The 21,781-nt window shown below is 41.3% G+C and carries 13 protein-coding genes; 3 read left to right on the forward strand and 10 right to left on the reverse strand.

Annotated features, from left to right (window positions below; all coding sequences use genetic code 11):
• Positions 1 to 180: 180 nt before the first annotated feature.
• Entirely contained in the window at positions 181 to 1,380 is a 1,200-nt protein-coding gene (locus tag HYN59_RS15095; protein ID WP_181369452.1) for a T9SS type A sorting domain-containing protein, read from the forward strand.
• 1,077 nt (positions 1,381 to 2,457) lie between these two features.
• Here the strand turns inward: HYN59_RS15095 and HYN59_RS15100 are convergent.
• The 10 genes from HYN59_RS15100 to HYN59_RS15150 form a co-directional block, all read right to left on the reverse strand.
• Positions 2,458 to 3,204 (reverse strand): LytR/AlgR family response regulator transcription factor, encoded by a 747-nt coding sequence (locus HYN59_RS15100; RefSeq protein ID WP_108779076.1) that lies wholly within the window; start codon positions 3,202 to 3,204, stop codon positions 2,458 to 2,460.
• The gene (locus HYN59_RS15105; RefSeq protein WP_219928785.1) at positions 3,201 to 3,878 is read right to left on the reverse strand and encodes a sensor histidine kinase; all 678 of its coding nucleotides are present in this window, start codon (positions 3,876 to 3,878) and stop codon (positions 3,201 to 3,203) included. The genes HYN59_RS15100 and HYN59_RS15105 overlap by 4 nt, the downstream gene beginning before the upstream one ends.
• A 341-nt stretch (positions 3,879 to 4,219) precedes the next feature.
• Positions 4,220 to 4,903 carry an ABC transporter ATP-binding protein gene (locus HYN59_RS15115; protein ID WP_108779079.1) on the reverse strand — a complete coding sequence of 228 codons (684 nt, stop codon included), beginning with the start codon at positions 4,901 to 4,903 and terminating at the stop codon, positions 4,220 to 4,222.
• 11 nt (positions 4,904 to 4,914) lie between these two features.
• Positions 4,915 to 6,156 carry an ABC transporter permease gene (locus tag HYN59_RS15120; protein WP_108779080.1) on the reverse strand — a complete coding sequence of 414 codons (1,242 nt, stop codon included), beginning with the start codon at positions 6,154 to 6,156 and terminating at the stop codon, positions 4,915 to 4,917.
• Positions 6,149 to 6,850 carry an acyloxyacyl hydrolase gene (locus HYN59_RS15125; protein WP_108779081.1) on the reverse strand — a complete coding sequence of 234 codons (702 nt, stop codon included), beginning with the start codon at positions 6,848 to 6,850 and terminating at the stop codon, positions 6,149 to 6,151. Before HYN59_RS15125 ends, HYN59_RS15120 begins: the two co-directional genes overlap by 8 nt.
• A 5-nt stretch (positions 6,851 to 6,855) precedes the next feature.
• Complete coding sequence (locus HYN59_RS15130) at positions 6,856 to 7,902, reverse strand: efflux RND transporter periplasmic adaptor subunit (protein WP_181369454.1); 1,047 nt, start codon at positions 7,900 to 7,902, stop codon at positions 6,856 to 6,858.
• 80 nt (positions 7,903 to 7,982) lie between these two features.
• Positions 7,983 to 9,299: a TolC family protein gene (locus HYN59_RS15135; protein WP_181369455.1), complete on the reverse strand. Its 1,317-nt coding sequence runs from the start codon at positions 9,297 to 9,299 to the stop codon at positions 7,983 to 7,985.
• Between the two features lie 5 nt (positions 9,300 to 9,304).
• Positions 9,305 to 9,661, reverse strand: coding sequence for a DUF2147 domain-containing protein (locus HYN59_RS15140; protein ID WP_108779084.1), 357 nt, complete (start codon positions 9,659 to 9,661; stop codon positions 9,305 to 9,307).
• A gap of 936 nt (positions 9,662 to 10,597) precedes the next feature.
• Entirely contained in the window at positions 10,598 to 15,064 is a 4,467-nt protein-coding gene (locus tag HYN59_RS15145) for a choice-of-anchor Q domain-containing protein (RefSeq protein ID WP_108779085.1), read from the reverse strand.
• 123 nt (positions 15,065 to 15,187) lie between these two features.
• Positions 15,188 to 16,840 (reverse strand): tetratricopeptide repeat protein, encoded by a 1,653-nt coding sequence (locus HYN59_RS15150; protein WP_181369456.1) that lies wholly within the window; start codon positions 16,838 to 16,840, stop codon positions 15,188 to 15,190.
• 873 nt (positions 16,841 to 17,713) lie between these two features.
• Here HYN59_RS15150 and HYN59_RS15155 point away from each other — a divergent pair.
• Both HYN59_RS15155 and HYN59_RS15160 read left to right on the forward strand, forming a co-directional pair.
• Entirely contained in the window at positions 17,714 to 17,983 is a 270-nt protein-coding gene (locus tag HYN59_RS15155) for a hypothetical protein (protein ID WP_108779087.1), read from the forward strand.
• A 49-nt stretch (positions 17,984 to 18,032) separates the two neighbouring features.
• Positions 18,033 to 21,779 (forward strand): restriction endonuclease, encoded by a 3,747-nt coding sequence (locus HYN59_RS15160; RefSeq protein WP_219928786.1) that lies wholly within the window; start codon positions 18,033 to 18,035, stop codon positions 21,777 to 21,779.
• Positions 21,780 to 21,781: the final 2 nt, after the last annotated feature.

Here is a 21,781-nt window from a genome sequence, read left to right on the forward strand (position 1 = left end):
TACATTTATTAGAGAATGTAATAAGGTGCATGATATTTAATTGTAACAAAATTAAAAAAGTATACAGCTTTTAACTGATACTTTAGTAAGCGATCCTGAGTTGCGCAACGGATGTTAAACTACAACGTTTACACGTGCATAAAAGATCCTGATCACTTAACCAATATAATCTTTACAATTATGAAAAAACTATTACTTACTTTTCTGCTTTTTATAGCAGGTACAACAATGATGTTTGCGCAATTTCCCAGTGTGGGTATCTTAGGGGCGGCTACTCCTCTTGGATGGAGTGGCAATCAGCCGGATATCGCGATGGCTACTAATGATGGCGTTACGTACACCCTTAACAACATTAGCCTTTATACCGGTGGGTTGAAATTTCGTCAGGACAACAGCTGGCCGCTAAACTGGGGAAATACGGCGTGGCCAAGCGGCACCGGCGTTCAGGACCAGGGCGGTATGGACGTGCCGGTGGTTGTGGGTGTGTACGATATTACGTTTAACCTTACTACCAAAGAATATAGTTTTGTGTATAAGTTCCCGGTAATAGGCATCCGCGGGAACGCCACATCGGTAGACTGGGGAAGCGCGGATGGCGATATACTTCTTTCTACCACCGATGGTGTTACCTACACACGCAACAACTTTACACTGGATAACGGAGGCCTTAAATTCCGCCAGGACAATGACTGGCCTAATAACTGGGGCGGCGCGACATGGCCATCGGGTACCGGTATCTTTAACCAGGATGGTGTCGATGTTCAGGCACAGGCCGGAAGTTACAATATTACTTTTAACCGCACTACACTTGAGTATAATTTTGAACAGGTGTTTATAAGCATCGGTATGATAGGCAGCGCCACAACCGCAGGCTGGGATGGCCCGGACATTGATATGGAGACTGCTGACGGAATTACCTATACCCTGAACAATTATGCACTAACCACAGGCGGACTAAAATTTCGTGAAAATGACGAATGGCCCAACAACTGGGGTGGTACCGACTGGCCTTCGGGCGTAGGGATATTTGATCAGGGCGGGGTAGATATACCTGTACAGGCAGGAACTTACAATATTACTTTCAACCATGTAAGCAAAGTGTATAATTTCGAGAATTCCGAAACAGCAGGTTATACGGAATTTAATTCCAACGGTATTACCATATTCCCCAATCCGGCAAAAGAGGTAATTAACATAGGCAGTACAAATGAGCAATTATCCAACATAACTATATTAGATGTGACAGGTAAGATAGCAGCCAGCTTCACTGCAAATGCTACAAATGCCGCATTGGATATTTCAGCCTTATCTGCTAGTATTTATTTTGTACAGATCTCGACTGAAAAAAACGTCCATACAGCAAAGTTCGTAAAAAATTGATATATTAATTTACCGTCTATTTAAACTAAAAAAATACCTCTATCCTGCGTTGGAGTGGGGGTATTTTTTTGCATAATTATCAGTTGTCCTTTAGCCTGGCACAGTAATAAAACCAAGTTCCACCTTTTATACCTCTCCTATGGCTCTATTTCTTCGCAATAATGGACTCAACTTATCACATGCTTTAAAATTAGAAAGTTTCTTGTCTAATAAAATATTGCCAGTGCTTTGTAACCATTCAGAAGTTAAAGATGTTTTGAATCCCCAACAAGACAAATAAACCGCTACATTTGAAACATAGATAAAATATCTTAATACATCCCCTTAAAGTAAGCCAATTTCTTTAAATCCTGCATAAAATGGTTTGGAATTTTACACTTAGGGTCACTACTCAGGACAACTTTAATAAGTTATTAGAAAGTCGCAAAAATGTCCTTAAATTTCGTTTGAAGTTATATCTTTGCATTGTATAACCGCTATCATGCGTGTACAAATGTCTAATTAACAAACTAATGGTTTGTTTGTGATGTTTATCGATATTTCGATAAATGCTGTACCCTATCTGTACCTAAACACATTGAAATTCAGCAAGATAAAGGCTTTCTAATTTCTGCATTGGTAAATAGCAGCTGCAAACCATCGCAAACAAATACCAATAAAAAAAATATCGTGTTCTTTGTAATCGGTTTGAACGCAATCCTCTATTGTCGAAAGCCCGTTTAGATAAGAATAAATAAACCTGGCTTTGCCATTAGGCGCAATAACCCTTGTATCTTCAGCAGGAACGCCGAAGTCGCTTTAAAAGATCCAGAATGTATCTATGAAGGGCTGAAGCCCGGGATGTGGGACTATGCGCTTTAAGATCATTCTTGTCAATTGATTCGCGACAGGTTAACCACCTATATAGATTTATTAAAATTAATGACCGAATTCACCCAGAACTCGAAATTCTCCTCGTCAACATACAGCCAACAGCGATTTTCCCTCCCAGGCATTATCAAAGGAGTGCATTTTGTCTAAGGAAAAATTCAGTTATAACCAACATTTATAATAAATAATGCCATACTATTAGAGTTATCATTGCTGTAGCCATTTTTTAAACCTTGGGACCTTGAGCCTGCTTACAATCACATTATACTCAATTGAAATGGTAAGGTTAAGTACAACCTTTCTGCTCTCAAGGGCTTCAAAGGATTTTATCGCTTTTTTGTTGATGAGCATCTTACGGTTTATTCTGAAAAAATCTCCTGGATCACATACAGAGTCTATATATTCGAGATTCTTGTATAGTGGGGACTTTTCATTTTTAAAAGTATACAGATAAACAGTTTCAAATTCGATACAAAACGCAGCAATTTCTTCGACACTTTTAATAATAGTTCGTCCACGGTACTGCGTAAGGAAATTTTGCTGATAAGCTGTCGGCAACTCATTTTCCATCTGGAGAGGCCGGGTTTTAATTGTCTGCAAAAAAAGCTTTTTATACTTATCCAGCGAAGCAGCAATTTCTTCTGCCCTAAAAGGCTTTAAAATATAATTAATACCATTGTTTTGTATGGCCTGAAGGCTGAATTCATCATAGGCAGTACAAAAGATAACCGGTATGGTGATATCTACATGCTTAAATATCTCAAAACTTTTTCCGTCGGAAAGCTGTATATCAAAAAACAAAAGGTCAATACGGGTACTGTTACAGGCCAGGTAAGCAACAGCCTCAGCTATCGATTCTAAATGCTGTATAACTGTAAAACCTTCATTGCTTTCTATAATTTCATGCAACAACCTGGCCGTGTGCTGCTCATCTTCAACAATTACAACATTCATATTTTAATAAGTTTAAGTTTTACGCAAAAAACATTTTCATTTTGTGTAAAACACATACCATTTTCTATACCCAGTAAATCATAGCGCCTTTTAAGATTTCCCAGTCCATACCCCGACGGTTCCTTATTTTCCATCTTTGGGTTAATATTATTCTCAACATTTATATAACCATCTGCAGATGTGTAAACATTAATCAGTAAAGGTACTTTGCTGCTCATAGCATTATGCTTAAAACAATTTTCTGCTAAAAGCTGTAAGGATAAAGTGGGCAAAAACCAATTTTGAAAAGCATCATCAATCATCAGCTTCATGTGCACACCGGATTCATTACGGCTTTTCATCAGGAATAAAAATGCCTCCAGGACTTTTAGCTCTTCAGATAAGGTAAGCGTAGTATTTTCATTATATTTAAGGGCCTGCCTGTAAAAATCGGCGAGGTTTAGTATAAATTCTTCTGATTGTGGATGGTTACTGTGTACCATCCCCCTGAGAGTGTTAAGCGAATTGAACAAAAAATGGGGGTCTACCTTGCTGCGAAGCGCTTCAAGCTGCACACGGTAATTTTCTGTTTGTACCTGCTCTTTTTCAAGTTCCAGCCTTACTACTTTTCTATTAGTGCGCAAAGCATATTGAATTATAGTAAAAGGGATGATTGCTAAAAAGGATTTGTACACAAACAACCATTTTACCGGCCTGTTTCTAAAAAAGGAAAGAATGAAAAAATATTATATATAACTATAAAAAAGATTGCGCAACCGAGAACTATTTTAAGCCATTTATAGGTTTGGGCCTTGGTATTGATAAAATACAAAAGGTGCCAAAGCAGGTAAAGCATTACAGAAATAACCGTCCAGCGTAATATCGTGTCGATGTTTATATTAGCGGATTCTATGTATTCATGCGATGTAATGTAATTTAATACCGGAAACAGCAGGCATAATACAATAGGTAAAATTTTTTCTAATGGCAGTTTCATAAGCAGATAATTACCGCAAAGCTAACAAATTAAGACACATTACTTTTGCTGCTGGCTCACAATTCTCCCATCCATCATGTCAATGATCCTGTCGCAACTAGCGGCAAATTCATCATCGTGGGTAACGGCAATAATAGTTTGCCCGCGATCTTTCGCAAGCTGCCTGAAAATCTCAAATACTACTTTTGTGTTTTTAGAGTCCAGGTTGCCTGTAGGTTCATCGCCCATGATAATGGAAGGGTCGTTAATAAGTGCCCGGGCAATGGCAACACGCTGCTGCTGCCCACCCGATATTTTACTGGCAGGCTTATCTTCCTGGCCTTTAATATCCAGCATTTCCAGCAGGCCCATGGCCTTTTCACGAATTTCTTCTACCGGTTTCTTTTTTAGCTTAAGAGCCGGAAGCATTACGTTATCTAATACCGAAAATTCGGGTAATAGGTAATGAAACTGAAAAACGAATCCGATATGCTCGTTGCGGAACGGTGCCAGCTTATTTTGCTTTAGCCCGGTAAGTGTAGTGCCATTTATCGCTATTGTGCCTTCATACTCGGTATCCATCGTAGAAAGCAGGTACAGTAATGTTGATTTCCCACTGCCCGATTTACCCGTTATAGCTACAAATTCGCCGGGGTTTACATCAAAATTAATGTCTTTAAGTACCTGGAACTTTACAGGCTCTACAAAATACTTGTTTATATTTTTAGCAGAAAGTGCATACATAACTAAAAAATTTATCCTCTTAAAATTTCTACAGGGTCTATTTGAGATGCCTTTTTCGCAGGCAGGTAACCGGCCACAAAGGTTACCATGAGGCCAAAAAGCATGGCCAGGATATAATCGGAGGCATTGTATGAAATAGGCAATGATGTAAAGGAAGCAATCCGGAACGGAATACGGTCTACAACGGCGGATATGCCATAACCCAGCAATAAGCCTAATACCCCGCCTATTAGCCCGATAATTACAGATTGTGTCAGGAATATCTGTATGATGTCTTTACCATCAAAGCCCATGGCTTTTAATATCGCTATCTCGCGTATTTTTTCGTTCACGGTCATGTTCATGATATTATATATACCAAAACCCGCTACTATGAGTATGGTTAAGGAAACCGCAACAGCTATTATATCCCTCAGCGTATTGGCCGACTCAAGCTGGCTGTTTCCTTCCTGCCACGCCTCGGTTTTGAAAGATATGTTGTCCCGCACCCTGTCGGCAATTTTTCTTGCATCGTTATAATCATTTACATTGGCCAGGACATCGGTGGCATAGCTACGATTCTTGTTTAAAAGTTGTCTTGCCGTGTGTATCGATATCAATGCTTTAGATTTATCTACACTGCCCGAGCCGGTTTCCAGGATACCTACCACACGGAATATTTTTGTAACCCCATCAGATGTGGTAAGGGTAATGTTGTCGCCCAATTTAGAGCTCGTTTTATCGGCAAGGCCACTGCCCAGCACAATACCATCCGGGCGCCTGTCCAGTTCGTTTAGGCTGACCTGGGTAATGTAAGTAGCGGTATTAAACAGAAGGTTTTCATGCTGTACATCAATACCGGAAAGTGTTCCGTTTACTTTAGTAACCCCATTCCGAAAAAAAACGTTCTGGTTTACCTGCTCTGTTACCGCCACAATGCTTTTGTCTGCTTTAAGGATGTTAACAACATCCTTTGCATTTTTAATGCCTTCGGTATAACTTATATTTTTGCTGTTGCTTACCCATAATAACGTATCGGCAGATTCAGGCTGGTTTAAAATGGGCTTTGCCTCTCCTGTAAGGTCGTTATAAACCCTTATATGGGCCATGGTGGTGAAAGTTATTTCGGTTTGGGCACTGTTTACACCATCCATAAAGCTATTCATAAAAATATACATGGAAATACCAAAGGTAACGCTCAGCACAGCCACGGCAAGCTGTTTTAAGCGCGAGGTGAGGTGTACCCATGATATTTTGTTGTTTGTATTATTCATTTTTACCTGAGTCAAGGTTCCAGTTAATACCTGCAAAAAGGCCATTGCTGTCATGAGAAGGATTGCGTTCGGCGCCCTTTGTGTTTCCGTTGGAAACATGCAGGTGCCTTGCCCCAAAAAATATTGAGGCTGTATTGCTAATAGCAATTTGCACTCCCAGGCCATACTTTGTAGTGCCGTTCCAGTAGGTACCCAGGCGTGAATCTTGGGTTGTGGGCTGAGGGAAATTATCAAGAAAGTATACTATCCCCCCACCCGATTCAAACCAAAATTTCCAGGATGGCCTGTTGATCATATAAAACCGTGCGAACGGCCTTATAGAAAAACCCAAAGGATTGTTATACTCGTCAAAAGGATTGGTCATGCTAAATTCGGCACCTACAGACATCCATTTTCTCAGCATAAAGTTTACCCCCGTATTACTTTGCACTACAGTTGTGTAGGGATATTTGTAGCCAAAGGTTATACCCCCCTCTGTATAAACAGAAAGACGGTTAGTAAGAGCGCTGTCTTTTGCTGTAAGCAATAAGCCCCCGGCCACCACTACCGCCGGAATTATGAAGCCCATATTGGTATGCAACTCTACAGGTTTAAAACCTAAAGGATTTTGATACCATTTATCACCAACCGGATATTGCGCCTTTACCGTAAGGGTAAAGCCAACCATAATAAGTAAGATAACTTTCGTTTTCATATCCTTTAATTGGTTTGCATCATATCTCCAGATTCTTTTTTCTCCTCTTGATTTGCAACCTGCAATACGTCATTTTCGGTAAGTCCGCTTTTTACCTCTATAAGCCTGCCGTATTTTTTGCCAGTCTTTATTTTCTTTTCATCCCCGTTTTTCAGGAGTACTGTATTATCTCTTATCAAAGCGTCAACCGGTACAAGCAATACACTTTTTCTTGTTCCCGTAACAATATTGGCCTGCAACTGTGTGCCTGATAGTATAACATTCGCTGGTACCGTAAAAGTAGCCTGCACCACATAAGATTGTTCTGTTTCATCAAAGGCAGGCAGTATCTTGGTAATTTTTGCCGTAAAAGAACTGTCGGGGTAAGTATTTAGGCTAATGGCGGCTTCCTGGCCTAAGCGCAACTGTACAATATCTTCTTCTGCAACGTAAAGTTTTAAAATATACGGTCCGCTGCCAATACGGGCTATTACTTCGCCCTTTCGCACCAGTTCACCTTTCTTTTTATAAACATTAATTATCCTGCCGGGTTTATCGGCAGTGAGGGTATAATTATCCAGTAAATCCTGCTGGGCCTGTAACTGGGTGCGGCTTCTGCCGGCATTCAGCTGCAGTGCGTTTTGTGCTTCATCATACTTTTGCTGAAGCGCCTTCAGGCTGTTTTGCGAAGCCTTATATTTCAGTTCTGCATTTTCAAGCTCAAGGGGCGAAACAGAATTTGTTTTGCGTAAACCGGCATAACGCTCATAGTTAAGCTTATCTAACGCCAACTGGCTTTGAGCCTGGTTTATCTCGGCCTGTATCTGTAAAAGCTGTGGCGATGAATTTCCTGAGTTTTTAAGTGCATCTTGGTATACCAGGCTGCTTTCTTTCACCTGCGCGCTTTGCACGTCGCTTTTTATCCTGGCCAGGAAGGTACCTACAACCACAGTATCCCCTTCTTTTACCGGAATCTCAAGTATAATACCATCGGCATTTGCAGAAACTATATATTCATCGTCCTGGGTAATTTTCCCGCTGGCAAAAACAGCCTCCTGAATCGTTTTGCGCACGGGTTGTATTTGTTCCTTCTTTCCACAGGAAATAACAGTAAATAGAAACAATATGTAAAAAGTAATTCGCCACATAGGTATTACGGTTGTGTAGTTATAGTCTGCCTAATGTATATTTGATAATAGCTTACATAGTAATTGCTTAAAGACTGCATATACTGGTTTTGCACGGCAAGTAAATCTGCAAATTTATCCAGGCGTTCATCCAGGCTAATGATACCGCTATTGTAACGGTTAGCGGTAAACACATCGTTTTGCTGCTGTAAATCCAAAATCTCTCCCTGTTTTTGTAACTCCTGCACCGATTTTTGATATTGCAGCACCAGGGTTTCATCATCTTTTTTAGCCTGTATTTCCTTGCTTTCTAAAAGGGTTTGCTGCTGCTCAAACGCCAGATTTGTCTGCAATACCTTTTCGCGGGTGGCGAGGCCATTAAAGATGGGCACACTTAGTTTAACCCCAAACAGTTGCTGAGACAGCTGGTTGGTATTGCCAAAATTTAAAAAACTATCGCCGGCCCATGTATAATTATATTGATACAAAAGGTTAAGCGAGGGATAGTACAACGATTTTACCTGTTTTAATCGGGCTTCAGCCATTGTTGCCTGGGCCTCCTGTAATTGTACCTCTGGATGAGGGCTATTTATGGTTGTTTCTTCAAGGGGGACATCCTGTATATTTATGGAATCCGTTACTACTATCGGTCCGCTGATATTGAGCTGCCGCTGTAGCTTATAGTATAGTTCTTTAACCGAGTATTGCAGGTTATCCAGGTTATTTTTTGCCTGTAATTGCTGTATTTTGGCACGATTAAGGTTTTCCTGGGTTATAATGCCCTTACCATACTTCTCAGACGAAGTTTTAAAAATACTGTCGGCTACCATCAGGTTTTCTGCGCTTATAGCAATGTACTTTTCTGTAAGCAGGATGGCATAATAGGTTTGTGCCAGTTCGTTAAAACTATTGTAACGTATAGCAGTTGCCGAGGCTTTATTAACGGCCTCCTGCGCCGCAGTGGTTTTTAACTCAAACCATTTTTCAAAATCAAGCACATTCCAGTTAGCCTGCAGCCCTGTGGTATAAAGGTATTTCCTGCCAAAAGTAAACTCGTTATAGCTGCCTGCCGGGGCTGTGGGGTCAAACAGGTTTGCAGGTACCAGTGTAGGCTGTAGTGTGATATTATCGGTATATCCGCCAGAAGCATTCACTGTGGGCAGGAGCGCTTCTTTAGCAGCCCGGGACTGCGAATGGCTAATTTTTTGCTGTATGTCAGCATTTTTTATGGCCGCCGCATGGGCATCAGCATAGGCCAGAACTTCCTGCAAAGAGCCGAAACGCTGCTGCGCAAACGCCTGAAATCCGTATGAAAACAGTACCAGTAAAAAAAGCTTTTTCATAAATCCTACTGTTTCTGGCGGTGCCATTTCTGTGATTTTGAAACAGGCCCGTAAGAGCCCTTAATCTCAATTGTATTGGTATTTTTTATTGTAACCGTGCAGTCCATTTCTTTATTTTTCTTAATAACATGCAATGTACCTTTGTAGCTTGTACCTACTTTCTTTAAACCGGTAATTTGCTTTTTACCAATTAAGGAATTGTCTTCGGCTTTTAGTATAATAGCCTCATATATACCCGAATTTTGGGTAAACTCCAGTACACGGGTTTTATCTTCATTTATCCATTTACCGGATAAATCATTATCAATAGCGATTACAGTATTGAATTGAAGTAGCGTAAATAACGACAGTAGAAAAATCATTTTGTAATATTTTTAGGTAAAGTTGCAGAGTTTGTAATTAATGCCTGATTTAAAAATGACTCAAATGGACATATTTGACAGTGAATTGAACAAATCAGGATTTAGCAAGGGCACTTACCTATGCTGCCATCTTATTTCGCACAGACGGGATATTTAGTTCAGACGATCAATTTTATAATTTTCAGATTATTTTCCATTTGAACCCGATATCGTGAAAAATCGTGGGGGTATAACACAGGAACAAATTGCAGAAACAGAAACGGACACAATGGCCAATAAAATAAAATATAAATGATCCTGCTTATGCCAATTAAAGATTATACATTGATCTATGATAATATCGGTGGTCTCCACTTTTGGTGGATTTTGCCAGCATTTTTTTAAGCCTGATTATACATGACACCTATTTCTATTGGATGCATAGTTTATTTCAATTATGGCCCTTATTTTCGTTTTTGGGATAAGATAATAAAACCAAAATAACTGATTATGCAAAAAATATGACGAAATTCAACAAAAGAGATTCCCTGACTGAATTAAAAGGTTTTGCGCTTAATTTGCAAGCGCTTTTAATCAATCTCAATAGTCGTAGATCAACACTCATCTGCAATTTCTGGTACAATATGGACTTTTCAACTTAAACGCGGTCACAATTGCCGTAACCCAACTGAGGGGTTGGTGCATCCAAAGTGTCGGTAAGCAGAGGAATCTTAATACGCACCTTCTGCTAACAATCTCAATGCTGTTACGAAAAAAAACCTACTTAGTTTTTATTAAGTAGGTTTTCTATTAATCTTCCTTACTGAAATAGCAATGTATAAAAACTTCATTATCAGAAAAAAGCAATTATTTACGCTAACCCAGCCCGATTAAAACCTGTCGCTTAAATTACAATTGTTCAGGATCGGGCGCGTTGACCTCATTTGCCGGTATCTTCTAAAAAATGATTTTTCTGCTTGCCTTAACTCCACCTACTGTGCTTACCTGTATAATGAGCATCTGTTCTTCGGCCTGCAGCGTTGTGATCGAAGTCCTGGAGTCATTAATATTACCTGTCCTATACAACAGCCTTCCCCTGACATCATAAACAGCAACCGATTCCATATCTGAATTGCCCGAGCTAATGTTAATGGCATTGCCCTGTTTGTACACGATTATGCTGTTAGCATTAAATTCAGGAATATCAGTATGCAATGCCTCAGCATATACCACATCGAACCTGCCCGTTATTATTCCGGCATCGGTTGTAAATTCATAAGGATTCACAAGGTTGTGGATTACACCCAAAACATTATCCCTTAAGTATATTTCCTGCCCTTGGGTAAATACCCCGTCAAAATGGTCTAATGAAATCGTATAGTTACCGGCAGTGGTAATTTTATATTCCATTGGAACCTCGTCCGATGCGTCAAATGCCGGCCGTGCCTGTATTGCAAATTTGTTTTCTCCTGCAAGTGAGTAGATCGCAATCTCACCATCGGTAAGCGCTTTTCCATCCCAGCTAAAATCGCGGCCTAATGTTGTGAATGGCGTATAGGCAATTGTCGCTTGCCCGAAAGCGCCATTGGCATTGGAAAGATTAAGCCACAGCCTTGACTTGTCTGAAGCATCCATCGCCGATCGGAACATTTGGCCATTATTCATTGCAACCCGCATTTCATTGTTGAATGCTACTGTGCTGCCTGTTGCCTGCACGATAAAGCCCTGCCCTGAGTTGATGACCCAGTTCTCACTGTCATCCGGGTTATCAAATACACCGTTGCTGCTGTCCCCAAACACATTGCCTGAATTTTTGTTATAGCCGGCCAGGGTTAGTGAAGCGTAGCTCGAGGTATTCTCATCATTTTTTTTCCTCCAGAAATAGATGGGGGTATCTTCGGCTAAATTATTTTGGTTGGCTTCAAAGAAAGCCGCTATGTTTATGGATGAAGGGTAAGGGTTCCCTATTCCGTTGAAGCCATTTATTCCATCAGCCATACCAGTTACCGGTACATCTACATTACCATTGTTAGGCACGCCAATAAAATTTCCTGTCCACGGTGTTGGTGCAATAGCATCGCTTACATAAGCAGGATGGCTATTCGAAACACGGATTAAGTAGCTTTTGCCTTCCGCAAAATCCGTTGTTGCCGGAGACTGTATTGTCGCATAAGCATCGCTTAATGGGTTATATGTATAGAACCTATTATCCAGTGTCTGCTGCGAGAAAGCCTTCAGCTTCTGCCATGCTACCGGTGATGCCCATAAGGCATAATCGAGCCGGTACATCGGTGCGCTTTCTTTTATTACAGATATGGTTCCCACATTATCAACATCATCTGACTGGATAAGGTTGGCATTGTGCTGTATAGTGAATGTTGCATTATTATTATCAACTGTTACAGCTCCTTTTATGGTAAAGTTATCTCCCTCTGCTATCACTACGTCGCCACTGTTCACCGTAAGCGAACAGGCAGTTATATTTCCGTTTTCAGTTGAATTATAATCACCATTTATGACAGCGCTGTATTCATAGCTTACCGGAGTTCCATTGCTCCATTCTGTGCCATTCCATGCAGTGGTCATACCGCATACCATGAGTTTATACTCGTAAGCGCCCATGTCTACAGCAGGTCCGTAAAGCCTTTCATTTCCGGCAAGGTCAGTCGCTGTGGCTGCATTATTAAAGTAGGAAGTGTTTCCTGCATTTATCGCAGGACTTCCCTGCTGTAAAGTGTAATCGAGGTTAGCAGCATTAGTGAATAGAGGATCGGCGCCAAACGTATCGCCGCCGTTATTGCCAAATTCCGGAGGGAGCAGGCAATTGACAAAAGTCATTGGCTCAAGTGTTTGGAAGTTACCCGCTATAATGCTGTTTATCATAACTATTGAGGAGTTATATCCGTAAAAGGAATACTCCCCCATACCACTATTATACCCAAATGTACTGTTTACAATCTCTACATTGTTCATGCTGGCGATCATAACTGCGCCAACCCCGTAAATCGAGGTATCATTATTAGCGACGAGAACATTTGTCAACTTCAGCCCATTACCCTGTTCGCAGTAGAGTCCCGATCCGTGATTAAATGCTGTATTCGATAGTATTTTTACATTAGTTAGTTCCGATCCTTCAGAATACCTCATGAAAATCCCCCGGTCCTTGTTATGCTTAAGAGTACAGTTCCTTATTTGTATCGCCATCTGCTGAACACGCACACCTGACAAGGATGCATTTGATATAGTGAAACCATCCACCGTTGCGCTTCCGCCTTGTATTCCTGCATAAATTACATAGGTGGAGTTATCGCCGTACATATCCAGTGGCCGGTCGTTAGCATCATAAGTGTCGTTATCATTAATATCCCCGCTAAGTACGGTTTGCGCGGCAGGGTTAGTGAGATCCCGTTGCGCAACAGAGGTTTCATTACCTATAAAATGGCCATATAATTTAACAGTATCCAATAATACAAATGATCCGTTTGTTGGAACTGGCTTATACGTTCCGCCTGCTACCCATACCTGCGTTATTGTGCCGGGCGCTATGGCATTAACATCCATTGCAAAATGTAATGCATTACCGAGTTCACCTATTGCATCTTCCCACGAAGTGCCCGTGCCCGTTGCATTTTTCTTTACAAATAAGATATCTGACATAACGAGATATACCTTTATCCCGGTGCGCGCGCTTTCGCAGCCGTTCAACGTTTGGGAAACAAAATAAGTTCCTGTAGAAAGCTGAAGAGAAGACGCTACAGGTGTGCCACCCGATGAAGAAGTGTACCATTTTAGATCTGTACCCTGGGCCGAAATATCTGCAAAGGTTACAGGCGTGTTAAATACCTGATCTGACGGTGCCGATGGCGGAGGAGTATAAGTGCTTACTGCCACAGCTGTCCGTGGGCCCTCGCACATCACTGTTTGTGAAGCATAATACGTACCGTTAGTCAATACCTCAGATTGCAGCAATACTTCGCCACCTTCTGCCTGGCTGTACCACGTTATACTTGCACCATCGGCCACAAGGTCGGCGACAGTTGCGGGTCCGCAAAAGTTTTGGGCTGAGGCCGCAGGCGCTGCAGGGACTGAGTTTACAGTAACTGATATTGTTGTTCGTGAACTTTCATAGCCGTTTAATGTTTGCGAAACATAATACGTGTCGCTGGCTACAGCGCTATTTGCTGCCAGAGCCGCACCGCCTGTTAAAGCAGAATACCACTTAAGGTCAGTACCCGTAGCGAGGAGGCTGGCCACTGTAGTAGTGCCGCAAAAATTTTGTGCCTGTGCTGTAGGGGGGTCGCTTTGGTGTTCATAAGCGCCCATATCTATAGCAGCGCCATATAGCCTTGGCTGGCCCGAAAGGTCGATGGATGCAGCAGCGTTAGCAAATAGCGATGTATTGCCAGTATTGCGCGCGGGGCTTGTCCCGGAAAGCCTGTAGTCAGCACCCGCAGCATTAATGAAAATTGCGTCAGTATCAAGGTTGCCGCCGTTATTTGTACCAAAATTCCCGTTCCATGCGGCGCTGCCGCCGCTTCCCTGCACAATACTGTTGTACCAGGCGGGAGTTCCTCCGTTTATTGTAACAGCATTATTATATATAATCGAGTTCTTTATTTGCGGTGTTCCGTTCTGGCTATAAAAGCCCGCACCGGTCGCGGCGGTGTTGCCTGCAACTGTGACGTTGAGTATTGAAGGCGAGCTGTTAAGCAAACTCAGGCCGCCCCCAAGGCCACCCGTACCCAAAATCGTGTTATTAGCTACAAGTACATTTGTGAGCGCAGGAAACGAGTCGTAAGCATAGAGGCCGCCGCCGCGCCTGGCTGCACTGTCTGTCGTACCAAGAATGTTACCGGTTATAGCCACGTTCGTTAATACAGGGCTGCCGTTATTAAAGTACAGTCCCCCACCTTCCGCTGATGCATAGTTATTCTTAACAATAAGGTTTGTTAATGTCGGGCTCGTGTTGTGGCTGAACATCCCACCACCCTGACCACCGTAACCGTTTGTGATAGTGAACCCGTCGAGTAGTGCCGCATTGGTAACTCCGTTATTATCATTGACAATCACCGCAGCATTATTACCCAGCAGGACTGTTATGTTTGCTGTCCAGTTCCTATCGGCAAATGCAGGATTGCCTGTGGCAGCAAATCCTCCGTAGATCTTCACACCTTCCTTCATCGAAAAAGACTGGCCCGATGCCGGCTGGTAGGTGCCTGCCGCTACATAGAGATGCCAACCAGACGATGAGCTATTTATTGCCGACTGAAGATTGCCAGTCGCGTTAGCCCAGGAGGTACCGTCACCCGTCCCGCCCTGCTTTACATAGCGAACTGTTTGTGAGGACATGGTAAGTCCGGAAAATATAATTAGTAAAAAGCCCGCGAATTTTAGCTTGCGGCAGGTAGAGTAAAATGTTATCATGCAGTAGTAATTAGTGGGATTTAATCTGCCGCTAAATAACTGCTAATTCTTATGCTACCTTTATTTTAAATATAGATTAAAGCGGGACATCAGAATAAAATCATTTCTGTACTATATTCTAAATCAATGCTTTAATTTTTTATTGTGTTGGGTCAGTACATATTCCATGTCTTTTTCGTCCGTAATACCCATTTTTTTCCTGATACGGTATTTTCTTTTACGGACAGCCTCGGGCACAACTTTTAAAATAATTGAGAGATCTTTATAAGGCAGATTTAGATTGAGGAGGGCACAAAAATACAGGTCGCTTTCACTGAGCTGCGGATAAGCCTTGCCCAGGCTTTCTATAAAGCCGGTGTTCGAACTGGTGAATGTTTCGCGAAAACGGTCGCCGTAATCAGTATCCCCTATCAGGGATTTCAATTCTGTCGTATCAGCATTAATGTCCGGGCTGAGGTTTGCAAAGTCGTTAAGATATTTCTCAATACTCCCTGTTTTTTCTTCAATGTTTTTTAATTGTTCCTCTTGCTCTTTAATCTCAGCAGACATCTTTTTATTTAACATTTGTGCTGCCTTTTGCCCCGCTACCAATTCCGCAATATCAGATTGATTTTCGGCTAATTTTTTCCGATGCTGAACCGTTTTATAGAGGTAACAAGACATCAATGCTGCCAACAGTGTTAATGGCAGCCATATCCAAAGCAATTTTTTATTTTCAGTGCTGTCAACAGATTCCTTTAATTTTGAATTGATCTTTTTCAGCGTATCATTTTTTTTACCCTGGAATTCGTGCTGGATACCTGCCTGCATTGTTATCACTGCTTTTTTATCCTGTGTGCTATTAAGAGTGTCCAAAAGCTCTATGGTAGTTTTTGCGCTCGCAAGTGCCATATTATGGTCGCCCATTTTTTTATAAACTTCAATTTTTGCCTTTTCATAGCGTGCAAGGTCCTGCAGGTTTGCCTTATTTTTAAAGGTGCTGTTATCAACGAGGGCAATTACTTCCTGTGCCCTGTCCATTTTTTTTAGATAAACAAGTAATCTGAGATAAAGATCGGCCACGGGCACTGCCCTTCCCGAATTTACGGATGACAAGAGGTAGAATGCTTTTTCGTAATATTTTTCACACTGCACAAAATTCCTTTTTTGGGTTTCGAGCCTGCCTAACGTAGAATAGGCACTACCTATAAGTTCTTTGTCGCTAAACTGTCCAAGTCCGGCTATAGCCTCCAGAAGCGACATTTTAGCCATATCCACCTTACCTACATTGATGAGGCATTCACTGTAATTGATAAGCGTTAAGTAGTAGTTTTTGAGCATGCCCGCCTTTTTAAACCCCTGTAGCGTTTCCTCATACAAATCTATTGCAAACGGGTAGTTGCCAATATTCATATAGGTATTGGCAAGGCTTTGCTTGATAGGCATCTGGTCTTTTTTATTCTTTGCCTTCTCAAATAAACTAAGTGCCTTAGTGAGAAAAGGAATTGCATCCTGGGGGCGTAACATGGCATTATAATTGGCCGCGATCTCACCATATACTGTTGCCAGCCCTTTTGGGTCGTTTATTGCCAAATACTCGTTTTCTGAAAGGTTCAGCAGCTGCAATGACTTACTGTAATCTGTTTTTTTACGATAGGGAGCAGCCATTAGCCTGAGAACACGGGCACGGTATAAAGGTAAGCCCACTGAAAAATCAAGGGCTTTTTCGTAGTACAAAATAGAGGAATCGGGATTATTCTTTACAAGATAGTAGTAACCGCTGTAAATATTTGCCATGGCATAAACCGTATCATGCTGCTTTTTTATATTAAGAACCTGGCTAATAAGCACTCTCGCGCTATCCGGTTTAATAAAAAGAAGTTTTTCTATATCCGATAGCTTTTTTTCCGTATCTGATTTTTGAGCATTGCAAACTCCCATAGCTAATATTAAAAGCAGAGCGAAAAATCGTTTCATCAAATGGATGTTGTAGTGGTTACGATACTAATCACATTCTAAATATATTAAATCATATAATAAACATGATGCATTTAAATAAAAATCAAATTTAGTATTTTAATATCCATAATTCGAGACAATATAATTTTGTTGGTGAACATTTAAAATAATATTCAAAGAGTATATAATGGTGATATTAATGTATTAATAGAAACTAATTTACTTTTTATGAGCTTTAAAGCATCCTTATTAGTACCATCGTTATCGTTGTAATCGATATCGCCCTTAATATTATAGTCAGATCACCGTCATAGAAATCTGCAACAGTATATTTAGTATAGTTAATTAGTTATCTGGTAGAAGTTGATTTTGAAGTAATCAGGGACAGTCACCGTTGAAGTAGTTAATCAGATCGATTTTCTTTTTCCTTTGAAATTAGGATTATGGTCATTTGACTTTTTATCCCTAGCTTTTTTTCGAATGATATTGGTTCCTGATGAACCCTTATTAGCGTTATAAACATCCGCTCTTTGATTACTTTACATAGTGATTTGATTTTAAATTATTAACCCCCAAGTTAATCAATTAATCAATCAAAAAAATACTTTGCTTTAATTTGTAGTCCTGGTTTTTACCCATTTTCTTATATTTACCTGCCTTAAACCAATCAAATCTTTAAGACACAAATCTGTCATAACAAATGCTACCATTATGAGATATAATATAGTAAAAATCTTTTTTCCGTTACACGGCCAGGATATAGGAAAAGATGTAACCACTGAATTAACATCAGGAAGAATTGCTGAAAGTTTTGATACCCTATCAGAAAAAATAATAGTTCATAAGATTGTTGACCCTCATTATGGCAAAAGAAAAGACTTAGTTATAATAGTTAAGAACAATACAACAGATGACATTCAATTGTACAGATTTCCTGAATCAACAGAAGGGAATTATGTTGTTGATATTGTAATACATTAAACGTTATAAATACAACACCCAACATTACACTAACCACAGCTGGCACAAAATGCAAAACAACTTCAATACCGTATTAGAAAAATACCGCAAAATAGCTTTTAGCGAACGCGATAAGGGCGACCGCTTTGAAAGGCTTATGAAAGCGTATTTGCTTACCGACCCTAAGTATGCCTACAAATTTAAAAAAGTATGGCTGTGGAATGAATTTCCCGGTAAAAACGACCTGGGCGGCGGCGATACCGGTATTGATTTGGTTGCGCTTACCATAGAGGGCGATTATTGGGCAATACAATGCAAATGCTTTCAGGAAACCAGCACCATAGATAAGCCTGCCGTTGATAGTTTTTTATCTACCAGCAGCCGCACATTTAAGGGAGAGGATTTAAAGACACACCACTTTGCACACCGACTTTGGATAAGCACTACTAACAAATGGGGCAGCAATGCTACGCAATCCATAAACAACCAGCACCCGCCCGTAAGCAGGATAAATCTTTCTGACCTAAGAGAAGCCCCGCTGGACTGGGTAAAGTTGGATAACGGCATTACCGGCGAGGTAGCCCGCACCGCTAAAAAAACACTTAGGGAACACCAAACCAATGCCTTAAATAATACACACGCCCATTTTATAAATAACGACCGCGGCAAGCTGATAATGGCCTGTGGTACGGGTAAAACATTTACCTCCCTGCGCATTGCCGAAAAGGAAACTAACGGCAAAGGCTTCGTTTTGTTTTTAGTTCCCTCTATTGCGCTATTGGGTCAAACCCTTAATGAGTGGTATGCCGATGCAGTAGAGCCTATTAATGCTATTTGTATTTGCTCTGACCCTGAAATTACTAAGAACCGTAAAAAGCTGGAAGATATCGATACCTCATCGGTGGTAGATTTAGCCTTGCCTGCCTCTACTAATGTAGATAACATACTGCACCAGTTTGCCGCACTCAATACCCTTCGCGAAAGCGGTATCACGGTCGTATTCAGCACCTACCAAAGTATAGAGGTTATTGCCAGGGCACAAAAGGAACTGGCAAAAGTACAGCCGGAATTTGCCGAGTTTGATCTTATTATTTGCGATGAGGCACACCGTACCACCGGCGTATCTATTGCGGGGGAAGACGAAAGCGCATTTACAAAGGTGCATAACAACGACTTTATTAAGGCTAAAAAACGCCTGTATATGACTGCCACCCCGCGCCTGTATGATGATAACGCAAAAAGCAAAGCCGCTCAGGCAGAGGCGTTATTATGCTCTATGGATGATGAAAAACTGTATGGTACTGAAATATACCGCATAGGCTTTGGTGAGGCGGTTGAAAAGAACCTACTTACCGATTATAAAGTACTGATACTTACCCTTAGCGAAAACGATGTGCCGCCGGCGGTGCAAAAAATGATCGCTGATAAGGAAAGCGAAATTAATACCGATGATGCCAGCAAACTGATAGGCTGTATTAATGCCTTATCTAAAAAAGTATTGGGCGATAACGGTATGATCAGGGATACCGACCCCGAACCGATGCGCCGTGCTGTGGCATTTTGTCAAAGCATAGCAGCCTCTAAAAAGATAACGGCCACCTTTGAAACTGCTGGCGATACCTATATTGATGAGCTGCCAAGGGATGAGCAAAGCAAAATGCAAAAGGTAAGCAGTATGCATATAGATGGCACTATGGATGCCACCCAGCGAAACGAATTGCTTTCATGGTTAAAAGATGAGCCTGCCGATGGCGAGTGCCGTGTGCTCACCAATGTGCGCTGCCTTAGTGAGGGTGTAGATGTACCCTCGCTGGATGCGGTTTTGTTCCTCTCTGCACGTAACTCCCAGGTAGATGTAGTGCAAAGCGTGGGGCGCGTTATGCGCCGGGCAGATGGCAAAAAATACGGCTATATCATTATCCCGGTAGTTGTGCCTGCTAATGTGGAGGCCGATAAGGCACTGGATGATAACGAACGCTATAAAGTGGTGTGGACGGTATTAAACGCCCTACGTGCGCATGACGACCGTTTTAATGCCACTGTGAATAAGATAGAGCTTAACCGCAACAGGCCTGCCCAGATTATGGTGGGCGGTACTGAATATGGCTTTGATGGCGATGGCAACCCGGTTAAAAAAGAGTATGGCGACGGCACGGCCAATGCTGCCGATATTGCCGCGCAGCTATCCTTACAGTTTGAGCAGCTGCAAAACGTGGTGTTTGCCCGTATGGTGCAAAAGGTGGGCGACCGCCGCTACTGGGAGCAATGGGCAAAATCGGTAGCGGAGATTGCGCAGCGCCAAACCGAGCGTATTACGAAAATTATTAATGAGGATGCAAAGCACGAAAAGGAGTTTGAAAAATTCCTGAACGGGCTGCACCAAAACATAAACCCCTCTATAACCAAATTGCAGGCTATAGAAATGCTGTCGCAGCACATTATTACCAAGCCGGTATTTGATGCGCTGTTTGAGGGGTACAGCTTTGTAAACCACAACGCCATAAGCCAGAGTATGCAAAAAATGCTCGACCTGCTGGAAGAGCAAAGCCTGGAAAAAGATGCCGAGACGCTGCAAAAGTTTTATGACAGCGTAAAAATGCGGGCGGCAGGCATAGACAATGCCGAGGCCAAACAGCGCATTATAATAGAACTGTATGATAAGTTCTTTAAAACGGCGTTCCCTAAAATGGTAGAGCAGCTGGGTATCGTGTACACACCAGTTGAGGTGGTAGATTTTATTATACACAGCGTTAACGACATACTGCAAAAAGAATTTGGCCGCAGCATAAGCGATGAGAACATACACATACTTGACCCGTTTACCGGTACAGGCACCTTTATAACCCGACTGCTGCAAAGTGGCCTTATTGATGAAAAAGACCTGGAGCGCAAATACCGCCACGAGATACACGCCAACGAAATTGTATTGCTGGCCTATTACATTGCAGCGGTTAATATAGAAACCGCGTTTCACGATGCCACGCCCGACCCTGATGACGGCATAGGTAAAGAAAAGTACATACCGTTTGATGGCATAGTGCTTACCGATACCTTTCAGTTGGGGGAAACCAAAGAGAGCGAACGCCTGTTTAATGATACCTTTACTAAAAACAGCGAACGGGTACAGGCACAGCAAAAAGCCCCATTGCGTATTATTATTGGTAATCCCCCATATTCCAAAGGACAAAAATCGGCTAATGATAATGCACAAAACCAAGCTTATCCCAAATTAGACGCTCGTATCGGCGAAACATATGCTGAATATACAGATGCAACAAATAAAAATGCACTTTATAATCCATATTTGAAGGCCTTTCGATGGAGTACTGATAGATTAGATAAATCAGGGGGAATTATTTCTTTTGTAACTGATGGAGGCTGGATTGATAATACTTCCATGAACGGATTTCGTAAAGTTATAGAAAAAGAATTCTCATCTATTTACGTATTTAATTTAAGAGGCGACCAACGTACAAGTGGCGAACTTAGTAGAAAAGAGGGAGGTAAGATATTCGGCAGTGGTTCACGTTCCCCTATTACTATTACTTTAATGGTAAAAAATTCTGAATTACAAAGTGAAAAAGCTCAAATTTATTATTATGATATTGGAGATTATCATTCACGAGAAGAAAAACTAAAAATTATTAATGAATATAAATCTTTTGATAGTTTAAAAGTTTTATTTAAAACTTTAATTCCTAACAATCACGGAGATTGGCTGTCTGCTAGAAGCGATACTTTCAAAGAATATTTTAGATTGGATTCTGAAAAAAATATGATTCACTTACTCAATCAATATTTATTACACATTCATTAGGT

The sequence above is a fragment of the Flavobacterium album genome (assembly GCF_003096035.1).
In the GTDB taxonomy this organism is placed as follows: Bacteria; Bacteroidota; Bacteroidia; order Flavobacteriales; family Flavobacteriaceae; genus Flavobacterium; species Flavobacterium album.